General features: G+C 70.1%; 23 protein-coding genes. 12 read left to right on the top strand and 11 right to left on the bottom strand.

The annotated features are described in order from the left end of the window. Position 1 precedes the first annotated feature (1 nt). The 7 genes from ACFWW9_RS21075 to ACFWW9_RS21045 form a co-directional block, all read right to left on the bottom strand. Positions 2 to 865, bottom strand: coding sequence for a metal ABC transporter permease (locus ACFWW9_RS21075; RefSeq protein ID WP_390380248.1), 864 nt, complete (start codon positions 863 to 865; stop codon positions 2 to 4). Beyond that, positions 865 to 1,731 carry a metal ABC transporter ATP-binding protein gene (locus ACFWW9_RS21070; RefSeq protein ID WP_390380245.1) on the bottom strand — a complete coding sequence of 289 codons (867 nt, stop codon included), beginning with the start codon at positions 1,729 to 1,731 and terminating at the stop codon, positions 865 to 867. The genes ACFWW9_RS21075 and ACFWW9_RS21070 overlap by 1 nt, the downstream gene beginning before the upstream one ends. Before the next feature lie 4 nt (positions 1,732 to 1,735). Continuing rightward, positions 1,736 to 2,641 carry a metal ABC transporter solute-binding protein, Zn/Mn family gene (locus tag ACFWW9_RS21065; protein WP_390380242.1) on the bottom strand — a complete coding sequence of 302 codons (906 nt, stop codon included), beginning with the start codon at positions 2,639 to 2,641 and terminating at the stop codon, positions 1,736 to 1,738. A 151-nt stretch (positions 2,642 to 2,792) separates the two neighbouring features. Beyond that, positions 2,793 to 3,899 carry an ABC transporter ATP-binding protein gene (locus tag ACFWW9_RS21060; RefSeq protein ID WP_390380239.1) on the bottom strand — a complete coding sequence of 369 codons (1,107 nt, stop codon included), beginning with the start codon at positions 3,897 to 3,899 and terminating at the stop codon, positions 2,793 to 2,795. Between the two features lie 459 nt (positions 3,900 to 4,358). Beyond that, positions 4,359 to 5,255, bottom strand: a complete 897-nt coding sequence (locus tag ACFWW9_RS21055) for a sugar ABC transporter permease (protein WP_390380236.1) — start codon at positions 5,253 to 5,255, stop codon at positions 4,359 to 4,361. After that, positions 5,256 to 6,176 (bottom strand): carbohydrate ABC transporter permease, encoded by a 921-nt coding sequence (locus ACFWW9_RS21050; protein ID WP_390380233.1) that lies wholly within the window; start codon positions 6,174 to 6,176, stop codon positions 5,256 to 5,258. 56 nt (positions 6,177 to 6,232) lie between these two features. Further along, on the bottom strand, positions 6,233 to 7,480 hold the full coding sequence (locus ACFWW9_RS21045) for an extracellular solute-binding protein (protein ID WP_390380230.1): 1,248 nt from the start codon (positions 7,478 to 7,480) through the stop codon (positions 6,233 to 6,235). A gap of 257 nt (positions 7,481 to 7,737) precedes the next feature. Between ACFWW9_RS21045 and ACFWW9_RS21040 the strand changes: the two genes are divergently transcribed. After that, positions 7,738 to 8,787 carry a LacI family DNA-binding transcriptional regulator gene (locus ACFWW9_RS21040; RefSeq protein WP_390380227.1) on the top strand — a complete coding sequence of 350 codons (1,050 nt, stop codon included), beginning with the start codon at positions 7,738 to 7,740 and terminating at the stop codon, positions 8,785 to 8,787. Between the two features lie 117 nt (positions 8,788 to 8,904). Beyond that, the gene (locus ACFWW9_RS21035; protein ID WP_390380225.1) at positions 8,905 to 10,008 is read left to right on the top strand and encodes a LacI family DNA-binding transcriptional regulator; all 1,104 of its coding nucleotides are present in this window, start codon (positions 8,905 to 8,907) and stop codon (positions 10,006 to 10,008) included. On the opposite strand, the gene ACFWW9_RS21030 is transcribed toward ACFWW9_RS21035, so the two are convergent. Beyond that, positions 10,009 to 10,671, bottom strand: a complete 663-nt coding sequence (locus ACFWW9_RS21030; protein WP_390380223.1) for a hypothetical protein — start codon at positions 10,669 to 10,671, stop codon at positions 10,009 to 10,011. A gap of 137 nt (positions 10,672 to 10,808) precedes the next feature. On the opposite strand from ACFWW9_RS21030, the gene ACFWW9_RS21025 reads away from it, so the two are divergent. Next, on the top strand, positions 10,809 to 11,300 hold the full coding sequence (locus ACFWW9_RS21025; protein ID WP_390380220.1) for a beta-class carbonic anhydrase: 492 nt from the start codon (positions 10,809 to 10,811) through the stop codon (positions 11,298 to 11,300). Here the strand turns inward: ACFWW9_RS21025 and ACFWW9_RS21020 are convergent. Continuing rightward, positions 11,284 to 12,177: an NADP-dependent oxidoreductase gene (locus ACFWW9_RS21020; protein ID WP_390380217.1), complete on the bottom strand. Its 894-nt coding sequence runs from the start codon at positions 12,175 to 12,177 to the stop codon at positions 11,284 to 11,286. The two genes, ACFWW9_RS21025 and ACFWW9_RS21020, sit on opposite strands and share 17 nt — an antisense overlap. Positions 12,178 to 12,250: 73 nt before the next feature. Here ACFWW9_RS21020 and ACFWW9_RS21015 point away from each other — a divergent pair, with 73 nt between their 5' ends. From ACFWW9_RS21015 to ACFWW9_RS20990, 6 genes are all read left to right on the top strand, one after another. Continuing rightward, the gene (locus ACFWW9_RS21015; RefSeq protein ID WP_390380214.1) at positions 12,251 to 12,817 is read left to right on the top strand and encodes a TetR/AcrR family transcriptional regulator; all 567 of its coding nucleotides are present in this window, start codon (positions 12,251 to 12,253) and stop codon (positions 12,815 to 12,817) included. A gap of 106 nt (positions 12,818 to 12,923) precedes the next feature. Beyond that, on the top strand, positions 12,924 to 13,487 hold the full coding sequence (locus tag ACFWW9_RS21010) for a hypothetical protein (RefSeq protein WP_390380211.1): 564 nt from the start codon (positions 12,924 to 12,926) through the stop codon (positions 13,485 to 13,487). Further along, positions 13,484 to 14,239 (top strand): AAA family ATPase, encoded by a 756-nt coding sequence (locus ACFWW9_RS21005; protein WP_390380208.1) that lies wholly within the window; start codon positions 13,484 to 13,486, stop codon positions 14,237 to 14,239. The genes ACFWW9_RS21010 and ACFWW9_RS21005 overlap by 4 nt, the downstream gene beginning before the upstream one ends. Next, entirely contained in the window at positions 14,239 to 14,862 is a 624-nt protein-coding gene (locus tag ACFWW9_RS21000) for a DUF998 domain-containing protein (RefSeq protein WP_390380205.1), read from the top strand. Before ACFWW9_RS21005 ends, ACFWW9_RS21000 begins: the two co-directional genes overlap by 1 nt. Beyond that, positions 14,859 to 15,731, top strand: coding sequence for an A/G-specific adenine glycosylase (locus tag ACFWW9_RS20995; protein WP_390380203.1), 873 nt, complete (start codon positions 14,859 to 14,861; stop codon positions 15,729 to 15,731). The genes ACFWW9_RS21000 and ACFWW9_RS20995 overlap by 4 nt, the downstream gene beginning before the upstream one ends. Further along, a complete protein-coding gene (locus ACFWW9_RS20990) occupies positions 15,731 to 16,237 on the top strand; it encodes a 2'-5' RNA ligase family protein (RefSeq protein WP_390380200.1) in 507 nt (168 codons plus the stop codon). Before ACFWW9_RS20995 ends, ACFWW9_RS20990 begins: the two co-directional genes overlap by 1 nt. On the opposite strand, the gene ACFWW9_RS20985 is transcribed toward ACFWW9_RS20990, so the two are convergent. Beyond that, positions 16,230 to 16,961, bottom strand: coding sequence for an alpha/beta fold hydrolase (locus tag ACFWW9_RS20985; protein WP_390380197.1), 732 nt, complete (start codon positions 16,959 to 16,961; stop codon positions 16,230 to 16,232). The genes ACFWW9_RS20990 and ACFWW9_RS20985 overlap by 8 nt on opposite strands. 17 nt (positions 16,962 to 16,978) lie before the next feature. Between ACFWW9_RS20985 and ACFWW9_RS20980 the strand changes: the two genes are divergently transcribed. Genes ACFWW9_RS20980 through ACFWW9_RS20970 form a run of 3 tightly spaced genes read left to right on the top strand, consistent with a single transcriptional unit; the run spans position 16,979 to position 19,569 of the window. Next, on the top strand, positions 16,979 to 18,451 hold the full coding sequence (locus ACFWW9_RS20980; RefSeq protein WP_390380194.1) for a M1 family metallopeptidase: 1,473 nt from the start codon (positions 16,979 to 16,981) through the stop codon (positions 18,449 to 18,451). Positions 18,452 to 18,461: 10 nt separating this feature from the next. Then, complete coding sequence (locus ACFWW9_RS20975) at positions 18,462 to 18,776, top strand: antibiotic biosynthesis monooxygenase family protein (protein ID WP_390380191.1); 315 nt, start codon at positions 18,462 to 18,464, stop codon at positions 18,774 to 18,776. Beyond that, complete coding sequence (locus tag ACFWW9_RS20970; protein WP_390380188.1) at positions 18,769 to 19,569, top strand: NAD-dependent deacetylase; 801 nt, start codon at positions 18,769 to 18,771, stop codon at positions 19,567 to 19,569. The genes ACFWW9_RS20975 and ACFWW9_RS20970 overlap by 8 nt, the downstream gene beginning before the upstream one ends. Here the strand turns inward: ACFWW9_RS20970 and ACFWW9_RS20965 are convergent. Further along, on the bottom strand, positions 19,541 to 20,524 hold the full coding sequence (locus ACFWW9_RS20965) for an endonuclease/exonuclease/phosphatase family protein (RefSeq protein WP_390380185.1): 984 nt from the start codon (positions 20,522 to 20,524) through the stop codon (positions 19,541 to 19,543). The two genes, ACFWW9_RS20970 and ACFWW9_RS20965, sit on opposite strands and share 29 nt — an antisense overlap. Positions 20,525 to 20,670: the final 146 nt, after the last annotated feature.

Genomic DNA, 20,670 nt, shown 5'->3' with positions numbered 1-20,670 from the left:
GTCAGGCGGCGACGGCCACCCTGCGGTCGCCGATGCGGCGCACGCGGACCCGGCCGACGATCCGGCAGCCCACGTAGATGGCGAACGAGATCGCCGTGACGAACGCGCTGACCGGCAGGCCGGGCGCGAGCGAGAGCACGATCCCGCCCAGCACGGCGACCTCGGCGAACAGGACCGAGAGGACGGTCGCGCGGCCGGGGCTGGACGTGACGCGGCACGCGGCCGCGGCGGGCGTGATCATCAGCGCCAGCACCAGCAGCGCGCCGACGATCTGCACGCTCAGCGCCGTGGCGATGCCGACGAGCACGGCGAACACCGGCGTGAGCACCCGCACGGGCACGCCGCGGGCGGCGGCCACGTCGGGGTCGACGCTGGCGAACAGCAGCGGCCGGTAGAGGAACGCGAGCACGAGGAGCACGACGGCGGCCGTGCCCACGAGCTGCCACACGTTGTCCGCAGCCACGCCGAACGGCTGGCCGACGAGCAGGCCGAACTTGGTCGTGGCGCGGCCGTCGTAGAGGGCCAGGAACAGCACGCCGAGCCCGAGTCCGAACGCGAGCACCGCGCCGATCACCGAGTCCCGTTCGGAGTCCCGCTGGCTCAGCAGGCCCAGCAGCAGCGCCGCGAGCACGGCCCCGCCGATGGCCCCGTAGCCGACGCTGACGCCGAGCAGCAGGGCCGCCGCGCCGCCGGTGAAGGCGAGCTCGCTGGTGCCGTGGACGGCGAACGACATCTTGCGGGTCACCACGAGCGGCCCGAGCACGCCCGCGAGCAGGCCGAGCACGGCGCCCGCGATCAGCGCCCGGTGCACGATGTCCAGGCCGAGCAGCTCCGCCGTGAGGCCGAAGTCGAAGAAGGTGTCCATCAGCTCTCATCCACGACGTGGTGCGGCTGGTCCTCGCAGAGCTTGCCGGTGGCGCCGACGACCAGGATCTGGTCGCGCACCCGCACGACGTCGACCGTGGTGCGGTACAGCTCCGACAGGGTCTCCGACGTCATGACCTCGCTCGGCGGGCCGATCCGGAAGCGACCGTCCACCAGGTACAGGACCCGGTCCACGAGCGGCAGCACCGGGTTGATCTCGTGCGTGACGAACAGGACCGCGGTGTCGGCGGCCTTGCGGCGGGTGTCGATCAGGTCGCTCACGACCCGCTGGTGGGCGAGGTCCAGCGACAGCAGCGGCTCGTCGCACAGCAGCACTCGCGGGTCGCCGACGAGCGCCTGGGCGACGCGCAGCCGTTGCTGCTCGCCGCCGGACAGCAGGCCGATCGGGGCGTCCGCGTAGTCGGTGGCGCCGACGGCGGCGAGCACCTCGTCCACGCGGGCCCTGCGGTTCTTGCGGCCGCGCAGCCCGAGGCCCCACGTGTGGCCGTCGAGCCCGAGTCCGACGAGGTCGCGGCCGCGCAGCGTCAGCGTCGGGTCGAGCGAGCGCTGCTGCGGGATGTACCCGATCTCGCGGTTGCCCCGGCCCGGCGGTCTGCCCGCGATCTCCACGGCCCCGCCGGACAGCGGCTGGAGGCCGAGGAGCACCCGCATGAGGCTGGTCTTGCCGGAGCCGTTCGGGCCGAGGATGGCGAGGAACTCGCCCGGCTGGACCTCGAGGTCGAGGCCGTCCCAGAGCACGCGCCTGCCGTAGGCGAGGGCGGCTCCGCGCAGCGAGACCGCCCCGCGCGGCTGCGCGGGGCGGTCTGCCGGTGTCACGTCGGTGGTGGTCGACGGTGCGGTCGTCATGGCGTCATTTCTTGCTGAGGGCGGTGGACAACGCGTCCACCTGCTTCGTCATCCAGTCAAGGTATCCGGAAACGCCGGCGGGCAGGGTCTCGGTCACCCCGACGACGGGGATGCCCGCGGTCCCGGCCTGGGAAACGAGCTGCTGGGTGACGCTGTTCTCGGTCTGGGTGTTGTTCACCAGCGCGGTGACCTGCTTGCCGGTGATCAGGTCCGTGGCGGCGGTCAGCGCGGCGACCGGGACGTCGGTCTCGTTCTCGATGGCCTCGCTGAACTCGGTCGGGGTGGCGTCGGTGACGCCCGCGGCCTCCAGGAGGTAGTGCGGCACCGGCTCGGTGACGACGACCTTGCTGCCGGGGTGGTCCGTGCCGAGCTTCGCGACGGAGGCGGCGAGGGAGTCGACCTGCTGGTCGAACTTGGCCGCGTTGGCGGTGAAGGCGTCCTTCTTGTCCGGCGCGGCGGCGGACAGCTCCTCGGCGACCTTGTCGGCGACCTTCTTGACGGTCGGCAGGTCGTACCAGACGTGCTCGTTGGTGCCGTCGGCCTTGCCGGAGAGGCCGAACGCGTCGACCTGCTTGGCGCCGCTGTCGCCGGAGTCGGCGATGAGCTTGGTGAAGAAGTCGTCGTAGCCGCCGCCGTTGAACACGACCACCTTCGCCTTGGCGAGCGCGGCGACGTCGGCGGGCTTGGACTCGTAGGAGTGCGGGTCGGCCGACGGGTCGTCGATGATCGAGTGCACGGTCACGGCATCGCCGCCCACGGCCTGCACGACGCTGCCCCAGACGTTGGTGGAGGCCACCACGGCGACCTTGCCGTCGGCCGCGGCCGGGGCGTCGGAGCCGCCGCCGCACGCGGTGAGGGCGAGCAGGGCGGCGGCGACGGCCGCGCCCGCACGGAGGTGACGCAGCGTCATCAGTGAACTCCTCGACGGGGTGAAGCTTTGGGGATGGAAACCGTTGTCGAGTTCATCTTAGAACGGACGGCGACCACTTTGTCCAGCACCCCACGTGCGACGAGGGCCACCCGTCCTCGAACGGGTGGCCCTCGTCGGTGCTGCGGGTGGGTCAGTCGGTGAGGCGGTCGCCGCTCTCCGGGTGGAACAGGTGGATCTCGGACGCGTCACGCACAGCGACCTTGACCTCCTGGCCCAGCGTGGGCGGCGTGCGGCCGTCGACGCGGACCACGAAGCGCTCGGACGAGTCGCCGATCCGGACCGCGCCGTGCACGAGCGCGTCCGCGCCCAGCTCCTCGACGAGCTCCACGGTCATCGCCAGACCGTCCTCGGTGGACGACGACGGGATGATCCCGAGCGCCTCCGGGCGGATGCCGAACGTGACCTCGGACAAGCTCTTGCCGGACGCGGCGTCCAGCGCGGCGCGCGGCAGCGGCACGACGATGCCGTCGAGCTTCGCGCCCTCGGCGGTCAGCGGCACGGTCTTGAGGTTCATCGCGGGCGAGCCGATGAAACCGGCGACGAAGGCGTTGGCGGGCTTGTCGTACAGCGCGCGCGGGGTGTCGCACTGCTGGAGCAGGCCGTCCTTGAGGACCGCCACGCGGTGACCCATGGTCATGGCCTCGACCTGGTCGTGCGTCACGTAGATCGTGGTCGTGCCGAGGCGCTGCTGGAGGGCGGCGATGTTCGCGCGGGTCTCCACGCGCAGCTTCGCGTCCAGGTTGGACAGCGGCTCGTCCATGAGGAACACGGCGGGCTCGCGGACGATCGCGCGACCCATCGCGACGCGCTGGCGCTGACCACCGGAGAGCGCCTTCGGCTTGCGGTCCAGGTACTTGGTGAGGTCGAGCAGCTTCGCCGCCTCGCCCACCTTCTCCTTGATCTCGGCCTTGTTGACGCCGCGCAGCTTGAGCGCGAAGCCCATGTTCTCGGCGACCGTCATGTGCGGGTAGAGGGCGTAGGACTGGAACACCATGGCGATGTCGCGGCCCTTCGGGGGGACGTTCGTGACGTCCTTGCCACCGATCTCGATGGCGCCCTCGTCGATGTCCTCGAGCCCGGCCAGCATGCGGAGGGCAGTGGACTTGCCGGAGCCCGACGGGCCGACCAGCACGAGGAACTCGCCGTCGGCGACGTCCAGGGACAACTCGTCCACCGCGCGGACCGGCGGGTTGCCGGAGAAGATCCGCGAAGCCTTGACGTACGCGACCTCAGCCATGTGACGCACCTTTCCAATCCCTAGCGATGAGGCCAACGTATGGATTGCAAGCGCTTACGGGAATGGGGGGATTGGTCTAGTTCTGGGTGGGGTGGGATGGGGTGGGCTTGGGTGGTCCTCCGGAGGGCCCGAGGGTGTGTGTCCGCTTGAGGGCCTGTTGGAGTGGTCCCGTGCTTCGGGGGAACCCCCGGTTGCGCCGATTGTCCCACCCTCTTTCGTCTTGTCAAGGCTGGAAAGACGCCTTGACAAGACGAAAGAGGGTGGGGGCGCAAAAACAACCGGGGGCCGCCAGGGTTGGGGGTTGAAAGACCCTGCCGGCACGTTGCGGTTTTGGTGCGGTGCAGGTGCCGGCCGGGGGCCGGAAGATTTTTAGTCCGGTCCCGATCGGTGCGAGTGCCGGCCGGGGGCCGGAAGATATTTGGTCCAGTCCCGTGCGGTGCGAGTTCTCGGACTCTGTGCTCAGCCCTTGACGGCTCCGGAGGCTAGGCCGGCTACGAGGAAGCGCTGGACCAGGTAGAACACTGCGATGGCTGGGATTGCGACCAGGATTGAGGCGGCTGCCAGGTGGCCCCATTCGGTGCGGTTCTGTTGTACGAACACCTGTAGGCCTACTGCCAAGGTCTTCGACTCGTCTGCTGCTGACAGGAATGCTGAGGCGAAGGCCACCTCGCCCCAGGCGGTGATGAAGGCGTAGAAGGCCGTTACCGCCAGGCCGGGTTTTGCCAGGGGGAGGATGAGGCGCCAGAAGACGCCGAACGGGGACAGGCCGTCCACCCTTCCCGCCTCGTCGATGTCTGTTGGGACGGTGTCGAAGTAGCCCTTCAGCATGTAGGTGCAGAAGGGGACCGCTGTGGTGCAGTAGACGAGGACCAGGCCGAACTGTTCGCCTTGCAGGCCCAGGGTCAGGAGGATGTTGTAGAGCGGGACGATGAGTACCGCGAACGGGAACATCTGGACCACTAGGAAAGACATCATCAACGTTCGCTTGCCGGGGAAGCGGAAGCGGCTGGCGGCGTAGCCCGTTGTAGCCGAGAGGAAGACCGCTACCACGGTGGTCATCAGGGCGATGAGGACCGAGTTGCCGAACCAGGTCAGGAAGCTGCCCTTGTCGCCCGAGAGGATGCGGGCGTAGTTGTCCAAAGAGGACTCGTTGAGCAGTTTCGGGGTGGTTTCGACTGCTCTTGCGTCTGGTTTGAACGAGGTGACCAGGACCCAGAAGACCGGGAACACCGCGATCAGGGAGGCGATCACCAGCGTTGCGTGCAGGGCGGTGCTGGCTGCGCGGGTGCGGTGGTGGCGTTTGTGGGTTACGCGGTCCGGGCGGACTACCTGGAGGGAGCTGGCGTCCAAGGTCATTTACCACACCTCGCCTTGCTTGCGCAGTGCTCGGCGGTACACCCCGGCGAACACCAGGAGCACCGACAGGATCAGCACGCCGTAGGTGGACGCGATGGCGTAGTCGCGGGACGCGCTTGAGAAGAAGCGCTCGAACGCGTAGGTCACCAGGATCCTGGTGTTGGGGTTCGGGCCGGTGATCAAGTAGATGATCGCGAACATGTTGAACGTCCAGATGATGCCCAGCAGCACCACGGTGCTGGAGACCGAGCGCAGGCCCGGCAGCGTGATGTGGCGGAAGCGCTGCCACGGGGTCGCGCCGTCCACTTCCGCCGCCTCGTAGAGGTCGCCGGGGATGGACTGGAGGCCGCCGAGCAGCGCCACCATCATGAACGGGACGCCCAGCCAGACGTTGACGATGATGACCGCGACCAAGGCCCAGTCGTTCTGGCCCAGCCAGACCGGGGGGTTGTCGACGCCCACCGCCCTCAGGGCCTGGTTGATGATGCCGTACTGGGCGTTGAACATGTACTTCCACGTGAACGCGCTGATGAACGCGGGCACCGCCCACGGGAGGATCAGCAGCACCCGGTAGACCGACCTGCCCTTGACCTCGCGGTTGAGCAGGAGTGCCAGGCCCAGGCCGATGACGTAGTGGAAGAAGACGCAGGAGAACGTCCAGATCAAGGTGCGGACGAGCGTGGACCAGAAATTGCCGTAGCTGGTGTCGCCGGAGAGGACGTGGGCGTAGTTGCGGAAGCCCACGCCGATGTAGGTCGCCGCGCGGTCGAGGACCGGGTTGGCGATGTTGGCCTCGTTGATGTTCGTGAAGGTGAAGAAGACGCCCTGCGCCAGCGGGTAGAGCACCAGCACGGCGATGACGACCACGACCGGCAGCACCATCGCGTAGGCGTACCAGTGGCGTTCCAGGAATCTGCGCACGGAAACCCCATTCCCCGAACGGGAAGGCCGCGGGCTCTTGGCCCGCGGCCGCCCGGTCAGCCGATCGAGTACTCGGGGACGACCTGGTCCTGGTAGGCCTTGGCGACCTCGTCGAGCGCGGTCTTGGCGTCCTTCTTGCCCGCGAGGAAGTCGGCGTAGGCGATCTTCAACGGGTCGAAGAGCTGGCCGCCCTCGGGGATCCACGGCCGGGCGTGCGCGGCCTTCGCGACCGGCTCGAACGCGGCCACGACGGGCTGGGCCTTGACGTCCGCGTTGTCGTAGGCGGACTTGCGGGTGGGCAGCAGGCCCAACTCCTTCGCCACCTGCACCTGCGCGTCGGTGCCGCTCATGCACTGGATGAACTTGACCGACGACGCCTTCGCCTTGGTGCCCTGGCGGATCACGTAGTCGTGGCCGCCGACGGGGGCGCTGCCCTTGCCCGCGGTGTCACCGGGGACGGGGGCGATGCCGAGGTTCGTCGCGTCGGTGAAGGCCGCGCCCTTGAGGTAGTCGGCCACCGACCACGGACCGTTGACGACCATGGCGACCTCGCCGGAGGAGAACCCGGCCTGCATGTTGTTGTAGGAGTTGCTCGGGTCCAGCGCGGTGGAGGCCGCCTTCGCGTCGAGCAGGCCCTTCGCGGTCTGCAACGCCTTCACGTTGGCCGCCGAGTTCACCACGATCTTCTTCGAGTCCGCGTCCACGAGGTCGCCGCCCGCGCCGTAGATGAACGGCAGCGCGTAGTACGCGTCGTTGTTGAGGAAGAACGACTTCTCGCCGCCGAGCTTGGCGGCCACGTCCTTCACCTCGGCCCACGTCTTCGGCGGCTGGACGCCCGCGGCGGTGAGCAGCTTCTTGTTGTAGAACAGCGCGAGCGAGTCGGTGACCTGCGGGACGCCGTAGGACTTGCCCTCGAACTTGGTGGAGCCCAACGGGGTTTCCAGGAAGTCGGAGGTGTCCTTCGCCAGGTCGGTGTCGGTGAGGTCGACCACGAGGGAGTTCTTCGCGAGCTGCGGCACCCACGCGACCTCGGCGCGGAACACGTCCGGGCCCTGCCCGCCCTGCGCGGCGGTCTTGTAGTTGTTGAGCGCCGCGTCGAAGGCGACCGTCTCGGTCTTGACCTTGTACCCGCCCTTGGTCGCGCAGTCCTGGGCGATCTTGGTGAACACCGGGCTCTCGTTGGGACCGCTGGTGTCCCAGAACGTCACCTCGCCGGTGTCGGAGCCCGCGTCGGTCGAGCCGCCCCCGCCGCCGCACGCGGTGAGGACCAGAGCGCCGGTCAGACAGGCTGCCGTGGCTGTCACGAGGGTTGTACGTCGCATCGTTGCTGTCGTTCCCTCCTGCTTGCCTCACCGACGTGTCGCGACGACGAGGATGTTGCAAGGATTTGCATCAAGGTTGCCGCGGATTTCATACCCGTGAACCCAAGGTGGTCAAGGGTTATCCCGTAGTTGCGCCTTAACGGACGAGGCCGGAAGTGTTAACCCAGGACCGTTCGGGTGTTTCGGTTGCAAGAACTTGCCGTCACGGAGCAGGCTTGCCCCGACACGAGGAGGCACGGTTGTCGGGGTTGTCCGAGATCGCCAGGGCCGCGGGGGTGAGCATCTCTACGGTCAGCCGGGTGCTGAACCGGCGGGCGGGCGTCAACGAGGAGACCCGGCAGCGCGTGCTGGCCGTGCTCACCGAGATGCCCTACACCCCGCGCGGACTCGGCGCGCTGCAGCGGACCGGTGTGATCGGCCTGCTCGTGCCCGAGCTGTCGAACCCGGTGTTCCCGGCGTTCGCCGAGGCCCTGGAGACGCGGGCCGCCCGGCTCGGCTACTCGTCGCTGCTCTGCAACACCCGCGGCACCGGCACGGCCGCGATGGGCGAGGAGGAGTACGTCCGGATGCTGCTCGCCAGGGGCGTCGAGGGCATGGTGTTCGTGTCGCCGGAGATCACCAACGTCGAGGTGCCGCTCGGGCAGGCGCCGCGGCCGAGCTACTACGCGAAGCTGCTGGCCGACGGCGTGCACATGGTGTTCGTCAACGGCGCGACGCCCGCGCTGGACGTGCCGGACGTGACCGTGGACGAGCAGCTCGCGGGCTACGCCGCCACGCGGCACCTCATCGAGCTGGGCCACCGGCGGATCGGGTTCGTGTCCGGCCCGTCGCGGTCGCTGCCGTCGCGGCTGAAGCGCGCGGGCTGGGCGGCCGCGCTGGAGGAGGACTCGCTGCCCGCGGAGTCCGAGTTCGTGGCGCACGGCCCGTTCGGGCCCGCGGGCGGGGCTGCGGCACTGGGGACGCTGCTGGACACCGTGCGGCCGACCGCGGTGATCTGCTCGTCGGACCACATGGCGCTCGGCGCGCTGCGGGAAGCCCACCAACGGGGGCTTTCGGTGCCGGAGGACCTGTCGATCGTCGGGTTCGACGACATCCCGCCCGCGTCCTACTGCTCCCCCTCGCTGACCACGCTGGCGCAGCCGATCGAGGAGATGGCGGCCGCGGCGGTGGACGAACTGGTGAACCGGCTCGATCCGGACAGGAAGAGGCGCGGATCGGGCAACTACACGCGGGTCTTCCGCCCTAGGCTGGTGTCGAGGGAGTCCACGGCCCCTCCGAGGCGCCCCTAATTGGTCCAGACCAAATACTCTCCACGCAAGACGGTCCGACCTGGGCATATGCAGTAACCTCGTGACGCACGTCCCGACTTGCTTCTGTAATTGGTTCTGAACCGTTACGGTCACTCCATGGCGCGGTCGATGCATGTGCGACGTCCGGCGACGCTGGCCTCCTTGGCCGCTGAGCTGGGCGTTTCCCGGACAACGGTGTCCAACGCGTACAACCGGCCCGACCAGCTCTCGCCAGAGCTGCGTCGACGGGTGTTGGAGACGGCAAGGCGACTCGGCTATCCGGGCCCGGACCCCGTGGCCCGGTCACTGCGGACCCGAAAAGCGGGCGCGGTCGGGCTGCTGCTCACCGAGAACCTGTCCTACGCGTTCCGCGACCCGGCGGCGCTCGGGTTCCTGGAGGGCCTCGCGCTGGCGTGCGAGGACGCGGGGACCGGGCTGATGCTGATCCCGGCGAGCCCGGAGCGCGAGGACGTGGCGGCGGTGCACCGCGCGGGCGTGGACGGCTTCGTCGTCTACTCCGTGCCGGACGACGACCCGCACCTCGCGGCCGTCCTCGAACGGCCGGTGCCGACGGTCGTCTGCGACCAGCCGGACATCGGCAACGTCGACCGGGTCGGCATCGACGACCGCGCCGCCATGTACGAGCTGGCGCAGCACCTGATCGCGATGGGCCACCGCCGCGTCGGCGTCGTCTGCATGCGCCTGGCGCGCGACCGCAACGACGGCTACGTGTCGGTCGACCGGCAGCACGCCGCGCACTTCCACGTCCAGCGCGCGCGCCTCGCGGGTCTCGCGATGGCGTTCAGCGAGGCGGGCGTCGACTGGTCGAAGGTGCCCGTGGTCGAGCGGTTCGACCACAACACGGCGTCCGGCGAGTCCGCCGCGGCCCAGGTGCTCGACCGCGACCCGTCCATCACGGCGCTGATCTGCACCTCGGACATACTGGCCCTCGGCGCGATGAACGAGGCCAAGCGCCGCGGCCTGCGCGTGCCGGAGGACCTGACGATCACCGGGTTCGACGGCATCCAGGAGGCCGAGCGCGTCGGTCTCACGACGGTGCGGCAGCCGGTGCTGGAGAAGGGCCGCGCCGCGGGCAAGCTCCTGCTCGACGTCGGCGAGCGCACCCGGCCCCGCTCGGTGAACCTGAGCACGGAACTCATCGCGGGCTCGACCGCCGCGGCTCCCCGGACGATCACCGAGGAGCGCTGGTTCGGGCCGTGATCAGCTGAGCCGGAACACCACGGGGTTGCTGGCCTTGCCCGCGACCTTGGCGACGAGCAGGTAGTCGCCCGGCCCGACCCTGCTGTGGGTGCGGCAGCCCTCGTCCGAGGTGCTGCCCGCCCAGCTCAGGCCGTAGGTGAAGACCTCGCGCGGCTGCATGACCCGCACCTCGGAGCCCTCGGTGGCGAAGCAGTGGTTGCTCGACCACAGCTGCGTCGCGCCATCGGCGCTGGTCACGACCAGTTCGCGGAGCGCGCGGCCGATGTCCTTCGTGCACGGCAGCGCGCCGACGTTCGAGACGTGGATCTTGAACTCGGGCTGCTGGCCGACCTCGTAGCTCGGCTTGGCCACCTCGGCGGCGACGTTGACCGACGCGTCGTCGCAGGCCGCGGGCGGTCCGGGCGGCGGGGTGGGCGTCGGAGGGGCCGCGGGCGGCGGGGGCGGCGGCGGTGACGTGCTGGAACTGCTCGGCGGCGCCGTGGACGGCGGGGTCGACGGCGGCGTGGACGTCAGCGCCTGCAACTCCGGCTGCGGGTCCGAGTGGCCGACGAGGCTCGCCACGAGCCAGATCACGAGGAGCAGCGCGACGAGCGACGCGCCGAGCGCTATCGCTCGACGGCGCCAGTACACCGAGGCCGGTCGCGGCCCTGTGGGCTCGATCACGACACCGACGGTAACCGGGTGGACCCGTCGCGGGCGGGACGCTGGAGTAACCCGATGCGGTGAAAGGTGACGTTCGTCGAAAGCCCTTGGCACCTGCGTGAACACCCGTTGCAATGGTGGGGAACAGGAGGTGTGCCGTGACCGCGATCGACGAGTTGCTGCGCCGCAACGACGACCTGGGCAACATCGTGCCCGGAGACCGCTCGACCCCCAAGCCGTCCCTCCAGGTGGCCATCCTGACGTGCATGGACTCCCGCATCCGGGTGTTCGAGATCTTCGGCCTCAAGCAGGGTGAGGCCCACGTCCTGCGCAACGCGGGCGGGGTCGTCACCGACGACATGATCCGCTCGCTCGCGCTGTCGCAGCGCAAGCTGGGGACCCGCGAGGTGCTGCTGGTGCACCACACCAACTGCGGGCTGGAACTCGTGACCGAGGACGGGTTCAAGGACGAGCTGGAGACGGACTCCGGGATGCGCCCCACGTGGGCCGTCGAGGCGTTCCGCGAGGTGAAGGACAGCGTGCGCGGGTCGATGAACCGCTTGCGGCACAGCGCTTTCCTGCCGCACAAGGACCAGGTGCGCGGGTTCGTCTACGACGTGCGCACCGGCGTGCTCACCGAGGTGGTGTGACGGTCAGGGCGATCTTGCCCTGACGCGGTCCCGGAGCGGAGTGGGCCTCGGCGGCCCGCTCCCACGGGAACACCGCCTGCACCGGCACGTGGAACCGACCTTCGTCGGCGAGGGCGGCCGCCGCGGCGAGTCCGTGGCGGCCGTGGGGCTCGCCGCCGAAGTCGCCGACCGAGAGCCGGACGCCGTGCTCCGGGCCGGTGAAGTCGGCGAGGGTGACGACGCGGGCCGGGTCGCCGGTGAGCGCGACCAGCTCGGGCAGCGTGCCCTTGCCGATGACGTCGAGCGCCCGGTCGACCTCGCCGTTCCACCGCACGCACGGGATCGCGCCGAGTCCGGTGAGGAACTCGTGGCTCTCGGGCCTCGCCGTGCCGATCACCCGCGCGCCGCGGGCCCCCGCGAGCTGCACGGCCACGCTGCCGACCCCGCCCGCCGCGCCGTCGATCAGCAGGGTGCTTCCCGGCCGCACGTCCAGCAGGTCCAGCGCGCGGGTCGCGGTCTCGATGCTCGTGCCGCCCGCGCCCGCCTGCTCCCACGGCAACGCCGCGGGCTTCGCCGCCCAGAACGCCAGCACGGCGAACTCCGCGGTGGCCCCGCCGAGCCGTTTCACGTCGACCGAGCCGAACACCTCGTCGCCGATCCGGACCCCGGTGACGCCCTCGCCCACCTCGTCGACGACTCCCGCCGCGTCGACTCCGGGGACGTGCGGCAGCACCGCCGCCATGGAGGACTTCCCGGCGCGGATCGCGAGGTCGACCGGCGACACGCCAGCGGCCCGGACTCGGACGCGCACCTCCCCCGGCCCGGCGTGGGGCTCGGCGAACGGGCCGACGAACAGGACCTCGGGCGGACCGAACCGGTCGAACTGGACTGCGAGCACGATGGCCTCCTTCCGGGCCTACGGTAGGAGCGAAGGGCTCGGTCGACGCGAAGTGAGAAGCACGGGAGCGGCAGTGACTCGGAAACGCCGTGCGGACGCCGAGGAGAACCGGCGGCACGTCCTGGACACCGCGCGGGCCGCGTTCGCCGCCGACGGCGTGGACCTGCCGATCCGCGAGGTCGCCCGCCGCGCCGAGGTCGGCGTCGCCACCGTCTACCGGCACTTCCCGTCCCGGCAGGACCTGCTCGCGACCGTCCTGGACGAGCAGGTGCGGCGGTGCGCCGACCGGCTGCGCGCCGCGCTCGCCGACCCCGACCCCCGGCGGGCGCTGCGCGACACCATCGTCTGGTTCGGCGAGGGCCAGGTGCGCGACCGCGGCCTCACCGAGGCGCTGCTGGCCCCGCGGTACGCCGACCAGCGCCGCGCGCACGCGGAGGCGTTCGCCGAACTGGTGCGCCGGGCCCGCTCGGACGGGTCCGTGCGCCCGCGGGTGACGGTCGAGGACGCCCGCGTCGCCCTGATGGCCATCGCGTCGTTCCGGGGGCTGCCGGTCGACGTGGCGACGCCCGCCGTCCGACGGCTGACCGACCTGCTGCTCACCGGCGTGCTGCACGAGGAAACGAGCAGGTCCGAGGCCTGATCTCGTGGAGATGTCGGACCCCCGCGCTACCGTCGTGACTTCGGGGGCCCATCCCAGGGCGCCCTAGGCGTCGTGGGGAGTGGATCGTGGTCCTACGGTGCACGCCATGAACGTGACGGAGTTGCGGCTGGAGATCGACGGCCTCGGCGGCGCGGAGTGGACGACGTGGCCGCACGCGTACGGCAGCGCCCGTGACACGCCCGGCCACCTGGTCGCGCTGCTGGGCGACGACGAGCAGGCCCAGGTCGCCGCGGCCCGCCACTTCGGGTCGGCGATCGTGCACCAGTCCAGCATCTGGCCCGCCAGCCCGGACGCGTTCGCGTGGCTCATCCGCGTCCTGCGCGCCCAACAGCTTCCCGTCGAGGTGCTGGGGAGCTGCCTGTCCGCCTTGGCCGAGGCGGGCGAGAACGTCGAGGACGACGACCCCGCGGAGCTGACCGAGGAAGGCCGCAAGTGGTTGACCCGCTTCGCGACCACGCCGGACGAGGACCACGAGCTGGTGTGGGACGACTTCCTGAGCTCGGACGCCGACACCGACGTCTACCGGTGGCTGATGACCCGCATGGCGGCGTTGCGCCCGGAGGTGGCGGCGCTGCTCGAAGCACTGGACGGCGGCGGGGTCGCGACGGCGGCGATGCTCGACGACGTCCGGCGGTCCTGGCGGCCATGAGGGTGCGGCGAGCCCGGCGCGGGCCGGGCGGGTTCGTGCGGCGGGTCCGGGTCGAGCCCTTGTCCGACACCCGGCGGTACCCGTACACGCTGCCCGCGGTCAAAGCGCTGATCGGCGACGGGCTCGACCTGGACGCGGGCGTGACGTTCCTGGTGGGCGAGAACGGGAGCGGGAAGTCGACGCTGGTCGAGGCCATGGCCGTGGCGTGCGGGTTCAACGCCGAGGGCGGCAGCCAGAACTTCCGGTTCGCCACGCGGGCCACCGAGTCGTCGCTGGGCGACGAGCTGGTGCTGTCGTGGTCGGGACGCAAGCCCCAGACCGGGTTCTTCCTCAGAGCCGAGTCGTACTACAACGTGGCCACCGAGATCGAGCGGCTGGGCCACCTGCGCTCCTACGGCGGGGTGTCGCCGCACGAGCGGTCGCACGGCGAGTCGTTCGTCGACCTGGTGAGCCACCGGTTCGGGCCGGAGGGCCTGTACTTCCTGGACGAGCCGGAGGCCGCGCTGTCCGTCCGGGGGTGCCTGGCCGTGCTGGCGCGGCTGGCGGACCTCAGCACGCAGGGGTGCCAGTTCGTGGTGGCGACGCACTCGCCCGTGCTGCTGGCACTGCCGGAGGCGACGATCTTCGAGATCGACGAGGACGGCGCGATCACCCGCACGACCTACGACGAGGCGCTGCCGGTGCGGCTCATGCGGGAGTTCCTGGCACGGCCGGAGACCTACCTGCGCCACCTGCTCGCCGAGGACTCGTGATGAGGGCATGGGCGGGACTGCTCGCGGTGGTGACGGGGATCCAGTACGTGGTGCTGGAGGCCGTCGCGGCGGCCGCGTGGAACGACCCGAGCTACCGGTACGCCTACAACTACATCAGCGACCTCGGGGTGCCCGGTCCCCGGTCGGACAGCGGTCAACGGGTGATCGACTCGCCGTTGTCGGCGGTGATGAACACGGCGTTCGTCTTGCAAGGACTGGGTTTCCTGGTCGTCGGGCTGCTGCTGGCCCGGCACCACCCCCGTCGCCTGCCGATCACCGCGTTCGTCGTCGCCCACGCCGTCGGCAACGTCCTGGTCGCCGCCTTCCCCAGCTCCACCGGATCGAGCTTCCACGTGATCGGCGCGACCCTCGCGATCGCCGGGGGCAACGCGGCCGCGTTCACCATCGGCACCGCGAAGGGCAGTCCGCTGAAGGTCTTGAGCGCGGTGCTGCCCTTAACGGGCCTGGTCAGCATCCTGCTGCTCGGCCGGGTCGGGGCCGGGGAGATCGACGGGGTCTGGGAGCGCGGCGGCGTGTACTCGATCACCGCGTGGGAGATCGCGTTCGGGGTCGCCCTGCTGGTGGCGAGCCGTCGACGCCTGGGAGAATCGGCGGCGTTATGAGCCTGGATACCGAGTTGGTGCTCGACTGGTTCGCCGAAACCGCCCGTGACCTGCCCTGGCGGCGTCCGGAGTGCACGGCGTGGGGCGTGCTGGTCAGCGAGATCATGTTGCAGCAGACGCCCGTGGCCCGCGTGGAGCCGATCTGGCGCGAGTGGCTGGAGCGGTGGCCCGTGCCGTCCGCGATGGCCGCCGCGAGCCAGGGCGAGGTCGTGCGGGCGTGGGGGAAGCTCGGGTACCCGCGGCGGGCGCTGCGGCTGCACGCCGCCGCGGCGGTGATCGCGGCCGAGCACGACGACGTCGTGCCGTCCGATGTGGACACCCTGCTGGGACTGCCGGGGATCGGCGCGTACACGGCGCGGGCGGTGGCCGCTTTCGCCTACGGGCAGAAGGTTCCGGTGGTCGACACGAACGTGCGGCGGGTCGTCGCGCGGGCGGTGCACGGGGCCGCGGACGCCGGGCCGCCGTCGACGACGCGGGACCTCGCGGACGTGGACGCGCTGCTGCCGGAGGAGCAGGCCGCCGTCTACTCGGCGGGCCTGATGGAGCTGGGCGCGCTGATCTGCACGGCGCGCGCGCCGCGGTGCGCGGACTGCCCGGTGTTCGGCGACTGCGCGTGGCAGATCGCGGGCAAACCGGCCTACGACGGGCCCGCGAAGGTGGCGCAGAAGTTCGCGGGCACGGACCGGCAGGTGCGCGGGTTGCTGCTGGACGTGCTGCGCGGCACCAGCGACGCGGTGCCCAAGGCGAAGCTGGACGTGGTGTGGTCGGACGCGGGCCAGCGGGACAAGTGCCTGCACTCGCTGCTGGTGGACGGCCTGGTCGAGCAGACCGCGACCGGCCTGTTCGCGTTGCCCGGCGAGCACGACTGATGGCGCAGGCGGTGGTCGTCTTCTTCGACGACGAGGCAGACGCGGCCGTGCGGGCGTTGTGGCGGAAGCTGGCCGAGGTCGGCGTGCCGACCGACGAGAAGGTCCCGCCGCACCTGACGTACGCGCTGGCGGGGTCGATCCCGGCGAAGGCGCGGACCGCGCTGCGCGAGGAGCTGGGCAGGCTCTGGCTTCCCGGCATGGCGCTGGAGAACCTGTCGTCGTTCGCGACCAGCGAGAACGTGCTGATGCTCGCGGCCGTCGTGGACAGCGAACTGCTCGCGGTGCACTCGGCGATCCACGACGTGCTGGCGCGCAAGGTCAAGAACTCCTCGGCGTACTACCTGCCCGGCCACTGGGTGCCGCACTGCACGCTCGCGGTCGGCCTGTCCGACGAGCAGATGGTGGCCGGGTTCGGCGCGCTGCACCCGGTGCCGCCGATCCGCGCCAAGGTCGGGCGGGTGTGCGTGGTCGACTCGGCGACCGGCGAGGTCGACGAGCTCACCTAGCCAGGAACGCCTCGACGGCGCCGCGGAACACCTCCGGGGCCTCGTCGTGGACGACGTGGCCGGACTCGGGCACGAGCAGGTGCGTCCCACCCGTGCGGCGGGCCATCTCGGCCATCTGGCCCGGCCGCATCCCGCCGCGGCCGGCCTCGATGGCGAGAAGTGGACACCTCACGGCGTCGACGAGGTGCCAGTAGTCGCGGACGCCCCACTCGGCGGCGATCTCGTACAGGTCCTCCATGCGGGCCAGCAGGTGGTAGCCGTCGTCGCGCTCCTCGAAGAACTCCTCCACGCGCGGCACGTCCACGACCGACCGCACGTGCGCCAGCGACCGGAACGGCACCGGCCACGCGTCGAAGTACCACTTCCAGTCCTCGACGGACTTGCCGGTGTTGTCCGGCACGGCGTCCTCCACGACCAGCGCGGACACCAGTTCCGGGTGCGTCGCGGCGGCGCCCAGCGCGTGCAGGCCGCCCATCGAGTGGCCGATCAGGACGGCCGGTCCGAGGTCCAGTTCCCGGACGGTGTCGGCGATGTCGGCGACGAAGTCCTCGGTGCGCCACGGCCCGCCGCGGGCGTTCCGGCCGTGGCCGCGGGCGTCGACGGCGACCACGCGGCCGTACCGCGTGAGCCACCGCGCGACCGTCCACCACGTGCTGGCGCGGCTCATCAGACCGTGCAGGAGGAGGATCCCTTGGCCGGATCCGCCGAACTCGATGGTGCCCATGCGTGCATCATTGCCGCATGGCTATCAGCTCGAAGGCGCGCCCGTACCTGCTGATCCTCGCGGTCGTGCTGGTCGTCGTCGGTGTGGTGGTCGCCAGACTCCCCGGCCAGACCGACGGGTCTGCCGTGGCGACGTCGACGTCGCCCACGCCCACCACTCCCCCCGGCATCGGCGGGGACGGCGCCGGTGACCCGTACTACGCGACGGACGGCAACACCGGCTACGACGTGGACCGGTACGACGTCGCCATCAGCTACGACCCGGCGACGAAGAAGCTGGACGGCAAGGCGACGATCACCGCCAAGGCGACCGAGGACCTCACCCGGTTCAACCTCGACCTGCACAAGCTGACGGTCAGCGAGGTGCGCGTGGGCGACCAGTCGGCGAAGTTCTCCCAGGAGGGCGAGCACGAGCTGGTGATCACGCCCGCCGCGACGCTGGCGGCGAACCAGCCGTTCACCGTGGTCGTGGCGTACGCGGGCGAGCCGCAAGCGTTCGACGACAAGGCGCTGGGCACGAGCGGGTGGCAGATCTCCGCGTCCGGCGGGGCGTTCGCGGCCGGGGAGCCGCACTCGGCGACGGCGTGGTTCCCGGCCAACGACACCCCCAAGGACAAGGCGAAGTTCACCCTCGCCGCGCGCGTCCCCAACGGCTGGTCGGTGATCTCGAACGGCCGGGAGGGCGCGTCGGCCAGCGCGGACGGCTGGACCACGTTCAACTGGACCGAGGACACCCCGCTGGCGACGTACCTGGCGACCGTGGCGATCGACAAGTGGCAGTTCGAGCGGTCGGAGCTGCCGGGCGGCACGAAGATCGTCAACGCCTACGCGCCCGGCGCGGAGGGCAAGAAGGCGCAGCAGAACAAGCTGCCGGAGATCCTCGCGTTCCTGTCGGAGAAGTTCGGGCCGTACCCGTTCGACGAGGCCGGTGGCATCTACCTGTCGGACAACATCGGGTTCTCGCTGGAGACGCAGACCCGGCCGATCTACGCGCAGTGGGCCGACCTGGAGACCGTGGTCCACGAGAACGCGCACCAGTGGTTCGGCGACTCGGTGTCGGTGTCGACGTGGGCGGACATCTGCCTGAACGAGTGCTTCGCGAGCTACTCGCAATGGCTGTGGGCCGAGGCCAAGGAAGGCGCGAACCTCGACGACCGGTACCGCGCCGAGATCGAGAAGCGCAAGGACAACGACGGCTACTGGGGCAACAAGCTCTACGACATGGGGCGCGGCAACGAGTTCCGCGGCGTGTACGACAAGGGCATCCTCGCGCTGCACGCGCTGCGCAGGCAGATCGGCGACCCGGCGTTCGACCAGGTCCTGAAGGGCTGGACGTCGCAGCACAAGGACGGCAACGCGACGTGGCCGGAGTTCGAGCAGCACGTGGAGAAGATCGCCGGACAGGACCTGAAGGGGTTCTTCGCGGCGTGGTTCCGGGGTGACCAGCGTCCCTCGGACGAGTACCTGCTGCCGGGCACGCTGCGCCGATAAGGTGGAGCGCATGGCAGTCGTGAAGATCAACGCGATCAAGGTCCCCGAGGGCGCGGGCCCCGAGCTGGAGAAGCGGTTCGCCGCCCGACTGGGCACGGTGGACCAGTCCCCCGGCTTCCTGGGCTTCGAACTGCTCCGCCCCGTCCAGGGTGACGACCGGTACTTCGTCTACACCCGCTGGGAGACCGACGAGGACTTCGAGAACTGGAAGAACGGCGGCGCTCGCGAGGCCCACGCAGGGGAGCGCGCGAAGCCGGTGGCCAGCGGGGCTGACCTGCTGGAGTTCGAGGTCGTGCTCAGCTCCACCCCGCACAAGGATGCTTGAGCAGGCAGCCGAGCTGCTCGCCCGCGCCGACGCGGTCCTGATCTGCGCCGGTGCGGGCATGGGGGTCGACTCCGGTCTGCCGGATTTTCGCGGGGACCAGGGGTTTTGGCAGGCGTACCCGCCTTACGAGCGGCTCGGCCTGAGCTTCGTCGAACTGGCCGATCCGGTGCACTTCGCTGATGATCCGGGGTTGGCTTGGGGGTTCTACGGGCACCGGATGCACCTGTACCGCGACACCGTGCCGCATGTGGGGTTTGATCTTCTGCGCGGGTGGGGGGCGGAGCAGAGGGTGTTCACGTCCAATGTGGACGGGCAGTTCCAGCGGGCCGGGTTCGTGGACGTGGCCGAGGTGCACGGGTCTATCCATCATCTTCAGTGCGTGGAGCCTTGTAGCGAGGACATTTGGGCTGCGGATTCGTTGTCCGTGGTGGTGGATGTGGAGACGATGCGTGCGGTGGGGCCGTTGCCTCGGTGTCGGAACTGTGGGGGGTTGGCGCGGCCCAACATCCTGATGTTCGGGGATTACGGGTGGGTCGGGGCGCGTAGTCAGGTGGCGTTGGATTCGTTGGCGGCTTGGCGGCGGGGGTTGCGCGGGAAGTCGCTGGTGGTTGTGGAGATCGGTGCTGGTAGCGCTATTCCTACGGTGCGGCGGCAGGCTGAACTGGCCAGTGCGGCTCGTGGGGCGTTGATCCGGATCAATCCTCGGGAGCCTGAGGTGCGGCACGGGCGTGGGGTGTCGTTGGCGATGGGGGCGGCTGAGGCGCTTACGGAGCTGGCACGACGAACTGGGTGACCACGGCTCGGTGGTCTGAGCCGGGGATGGTGATGGTGGCGTAGGTGTCCACCGGGCAGCGGTTGTCGACCAGGACGTGGTCGATGGTGACCGGGGGTGGCCAGAAGGTGGTTGCCGGCCAGGTTGGAGCCAGGCCCGCGCCTGTTTCGTCTGCGGCGTCGACGTAGCCGTTGAGGAGGAGTCTGCGGAGGCCCACGTGGTCGAGGGTGGCGTTGAAGTCGCCCGCGAGGATTCTGGGTGGGCCGTTGAGGTCTCGGGTGGGGAGGCCCGCCAGTTCTCGCTGCCAGGTTTCCGGGCCCTCGGGTGCTGTCGGGGGGAGGGTGTGGACGGCGATGACCTCGATGTCCTGTTTGCCTGGGAGGTCTACGAGGGCGGCCGGTTGGCGCATCGTGGCTGGTGGGGTGAGGGATTTCGCCGTCAGGGGGTAGCGGGAGGCGATGCCGGAGCCACTGGCGGTTGGGTCGGCTTGGAACACGCGGTTGGGGAGTAGGTCTCGGAGTCCTGCGTTGTCCAGGGCTGTCACGGCTTGGGTCGTGAGTTCCTGGAGGGTGAGGACGTCCACCTGGTTGTTGCGGATGGCGTTCACGATCGCCGTTGGGTTGGCTTGGCCTGCGAGCATGTTGATGGACATCACTCGGAGGGCGGTGCCTACGCCGTTGGGGCGGGAGTCTGGGAAGGCTCTGGGTGCTACTGCTGCTACGAGTACGACGGCTACCAGGAGCACTACTGTGCCTGCTGCCCAGCGGCGGAGGAGGAGAGCCAGGCAGCCCAGGATGACGCCGGCGGCGGTGGTGTACGGGGTGAGGGCTGTGGTGGCGATCATGTAGCGGGTGCCGTCGATGCCCAGCAGCCTGAGGCCTGCTGCCAGGAGGAACGCGATGGTCAGCAGGACGATGAACGCCGACATCGCGCCGCCGCCTACGCGTCGTCGTTTTCGGACTTCGGTGTCGACCACGTTGTCAGTGTGCCTGAAAGGTGTGGGCTGCGTGGGCGTTGTGGGCTAACCCCCGATTGCGCCAATTATCCCACCCTTTTTCGTCTTGTCAAGGCTGGAAAGACGCCTTGACAAGACGAAAAAGGGTGGGGGCGACAAAACAATAG

The organism is Umezawaea sp. NPDC059074, from assembly GCF_042738955.1.
In the GTDB taxonomy this organism is placed as follows: Bacteria; Actinomycetota; Actinomycetes; order Mycobacteriales; family Pseudonocardiaceae; genus Umezawaea.
The sequence above is the reverse complement of the archived record's forward strand: the minus strand, read 5'-3'. Positions and strand labels throughout refer to the sequence as shown.

Excerpts from the sequence above, each read along its gene's own strand:
- ACFWW9_RS21075 (WP_390380248.1), bottom strand. The coding sequence starts at position 865 with ATGGACACCTTCTTCGACTTCGGCCTCACGGCGGAGCTGCTCGGCCTG.
- ACFWW9_RS21070 (WP_390380245.1), bottom strand. The coding sequence starts at position 1,731 with ATGACGACCGCACCGTCGACCACCACCGACGTGACACCGGCAGACCGC.
- ACFWW9_RS21065 (WP_390380242.1), bottom strand. The coding sequence starts at position 2,641 with ATGACGCTGCGTCACCTCCGTGCGGGCGCGGCCGTCGCCGCCGCCCTG.
- ACFWW9_RS21060 (WP_390380239.1), bottom strand. The coding sequence starts at position 3,899 with ATGGCTGAGGTCGCGTACGTCAAGGCTTCGCGGATCTTCTCCGGCAAC.
- ACFWW9_RS21055 (WP_390380236.1), bottom strand. The coding sequence starts at position 5,255 with ATGACCTTGGACGCCAGCTCCCTCCAGGTAGTCCGCCCGGACCGCGTA.
- ACFWW9_RS21035 (WP_390380225.1), top strand. The coding sequence starts at position 8,905 with ATGGCGCGGTCGATGCATGTGCGACGTCCGGCGACGCTGGCCTCCTTG.
- ACFWW9_RS21010 (WP_390380211.1), top strand. The coding sequence starts at position 12,924 with ATGAACGTGACGGAGTTGCGGCTGGAGATCGACGGCCTCGGCGGCGCG.
- ACFWW9_RS21005 (WP_390380208.1), top strand. The coding sequence starts at position 13,484 with ATGAGGGTGCGGCGAGCCCGGCGCGGGCCGGGCGGGTTCGTGCGGCGG.
- ACFWW9_RS21000 (WP_390380205.1), top strand. The coding sequence starts at position 14,239 with ATGAGGGCATGGGCGGGACTGCTCGCGGTGGTGACGGGGATCCAGTAC.
- ACFWW9_RS20995 (WP_390380203.1), top strand. The coding sequence starts at position 14,859 with ATGAGCCTGGATACCGAGTTGGTGCTCGACTGGTTCGCCGAAACCGCC.
- ACFWW9_RS20990 (WP_390380200.1), top strand. The coding sequence starts at position 15,731 with ATGGCGCAGGCGGTGGTCGTCTTCTTCGACGACGAGGCAGACGCGGCC.
- ACFWW9_RS20985 (WP_390380197.1), bottom strand. The coding sequence starts at position 16,961 with ATGGGCACCATCGAGTTCGGCGGATCCGGCCAAGGGATCCTCCTCCTG.
- ACFWW9_RS20980 (WP_390380194.1), top strand. The coding sequence starts at position 16,979 with ATGGCTATCAGCTCGAAGGCGCGCCCGTACCTGCTGATCCTCGCGGTC.
- ACFWW9_RS20975 (WP_390380191.1), top strand. The coding sequence starts at position 18,462 with ATGGCAGTCGTGAAGATCAACGCGATCAAGGTCCCCGAGGGCGCGGGC.
- ACFWW9_RS20970 (WP_390380188.1), top strand. The coding sequence starts at position 18,769 with ATGCTTGAGCAGGCAGCCGAGCTGCTCGCCCGCGCCGACGCGGTCCTG.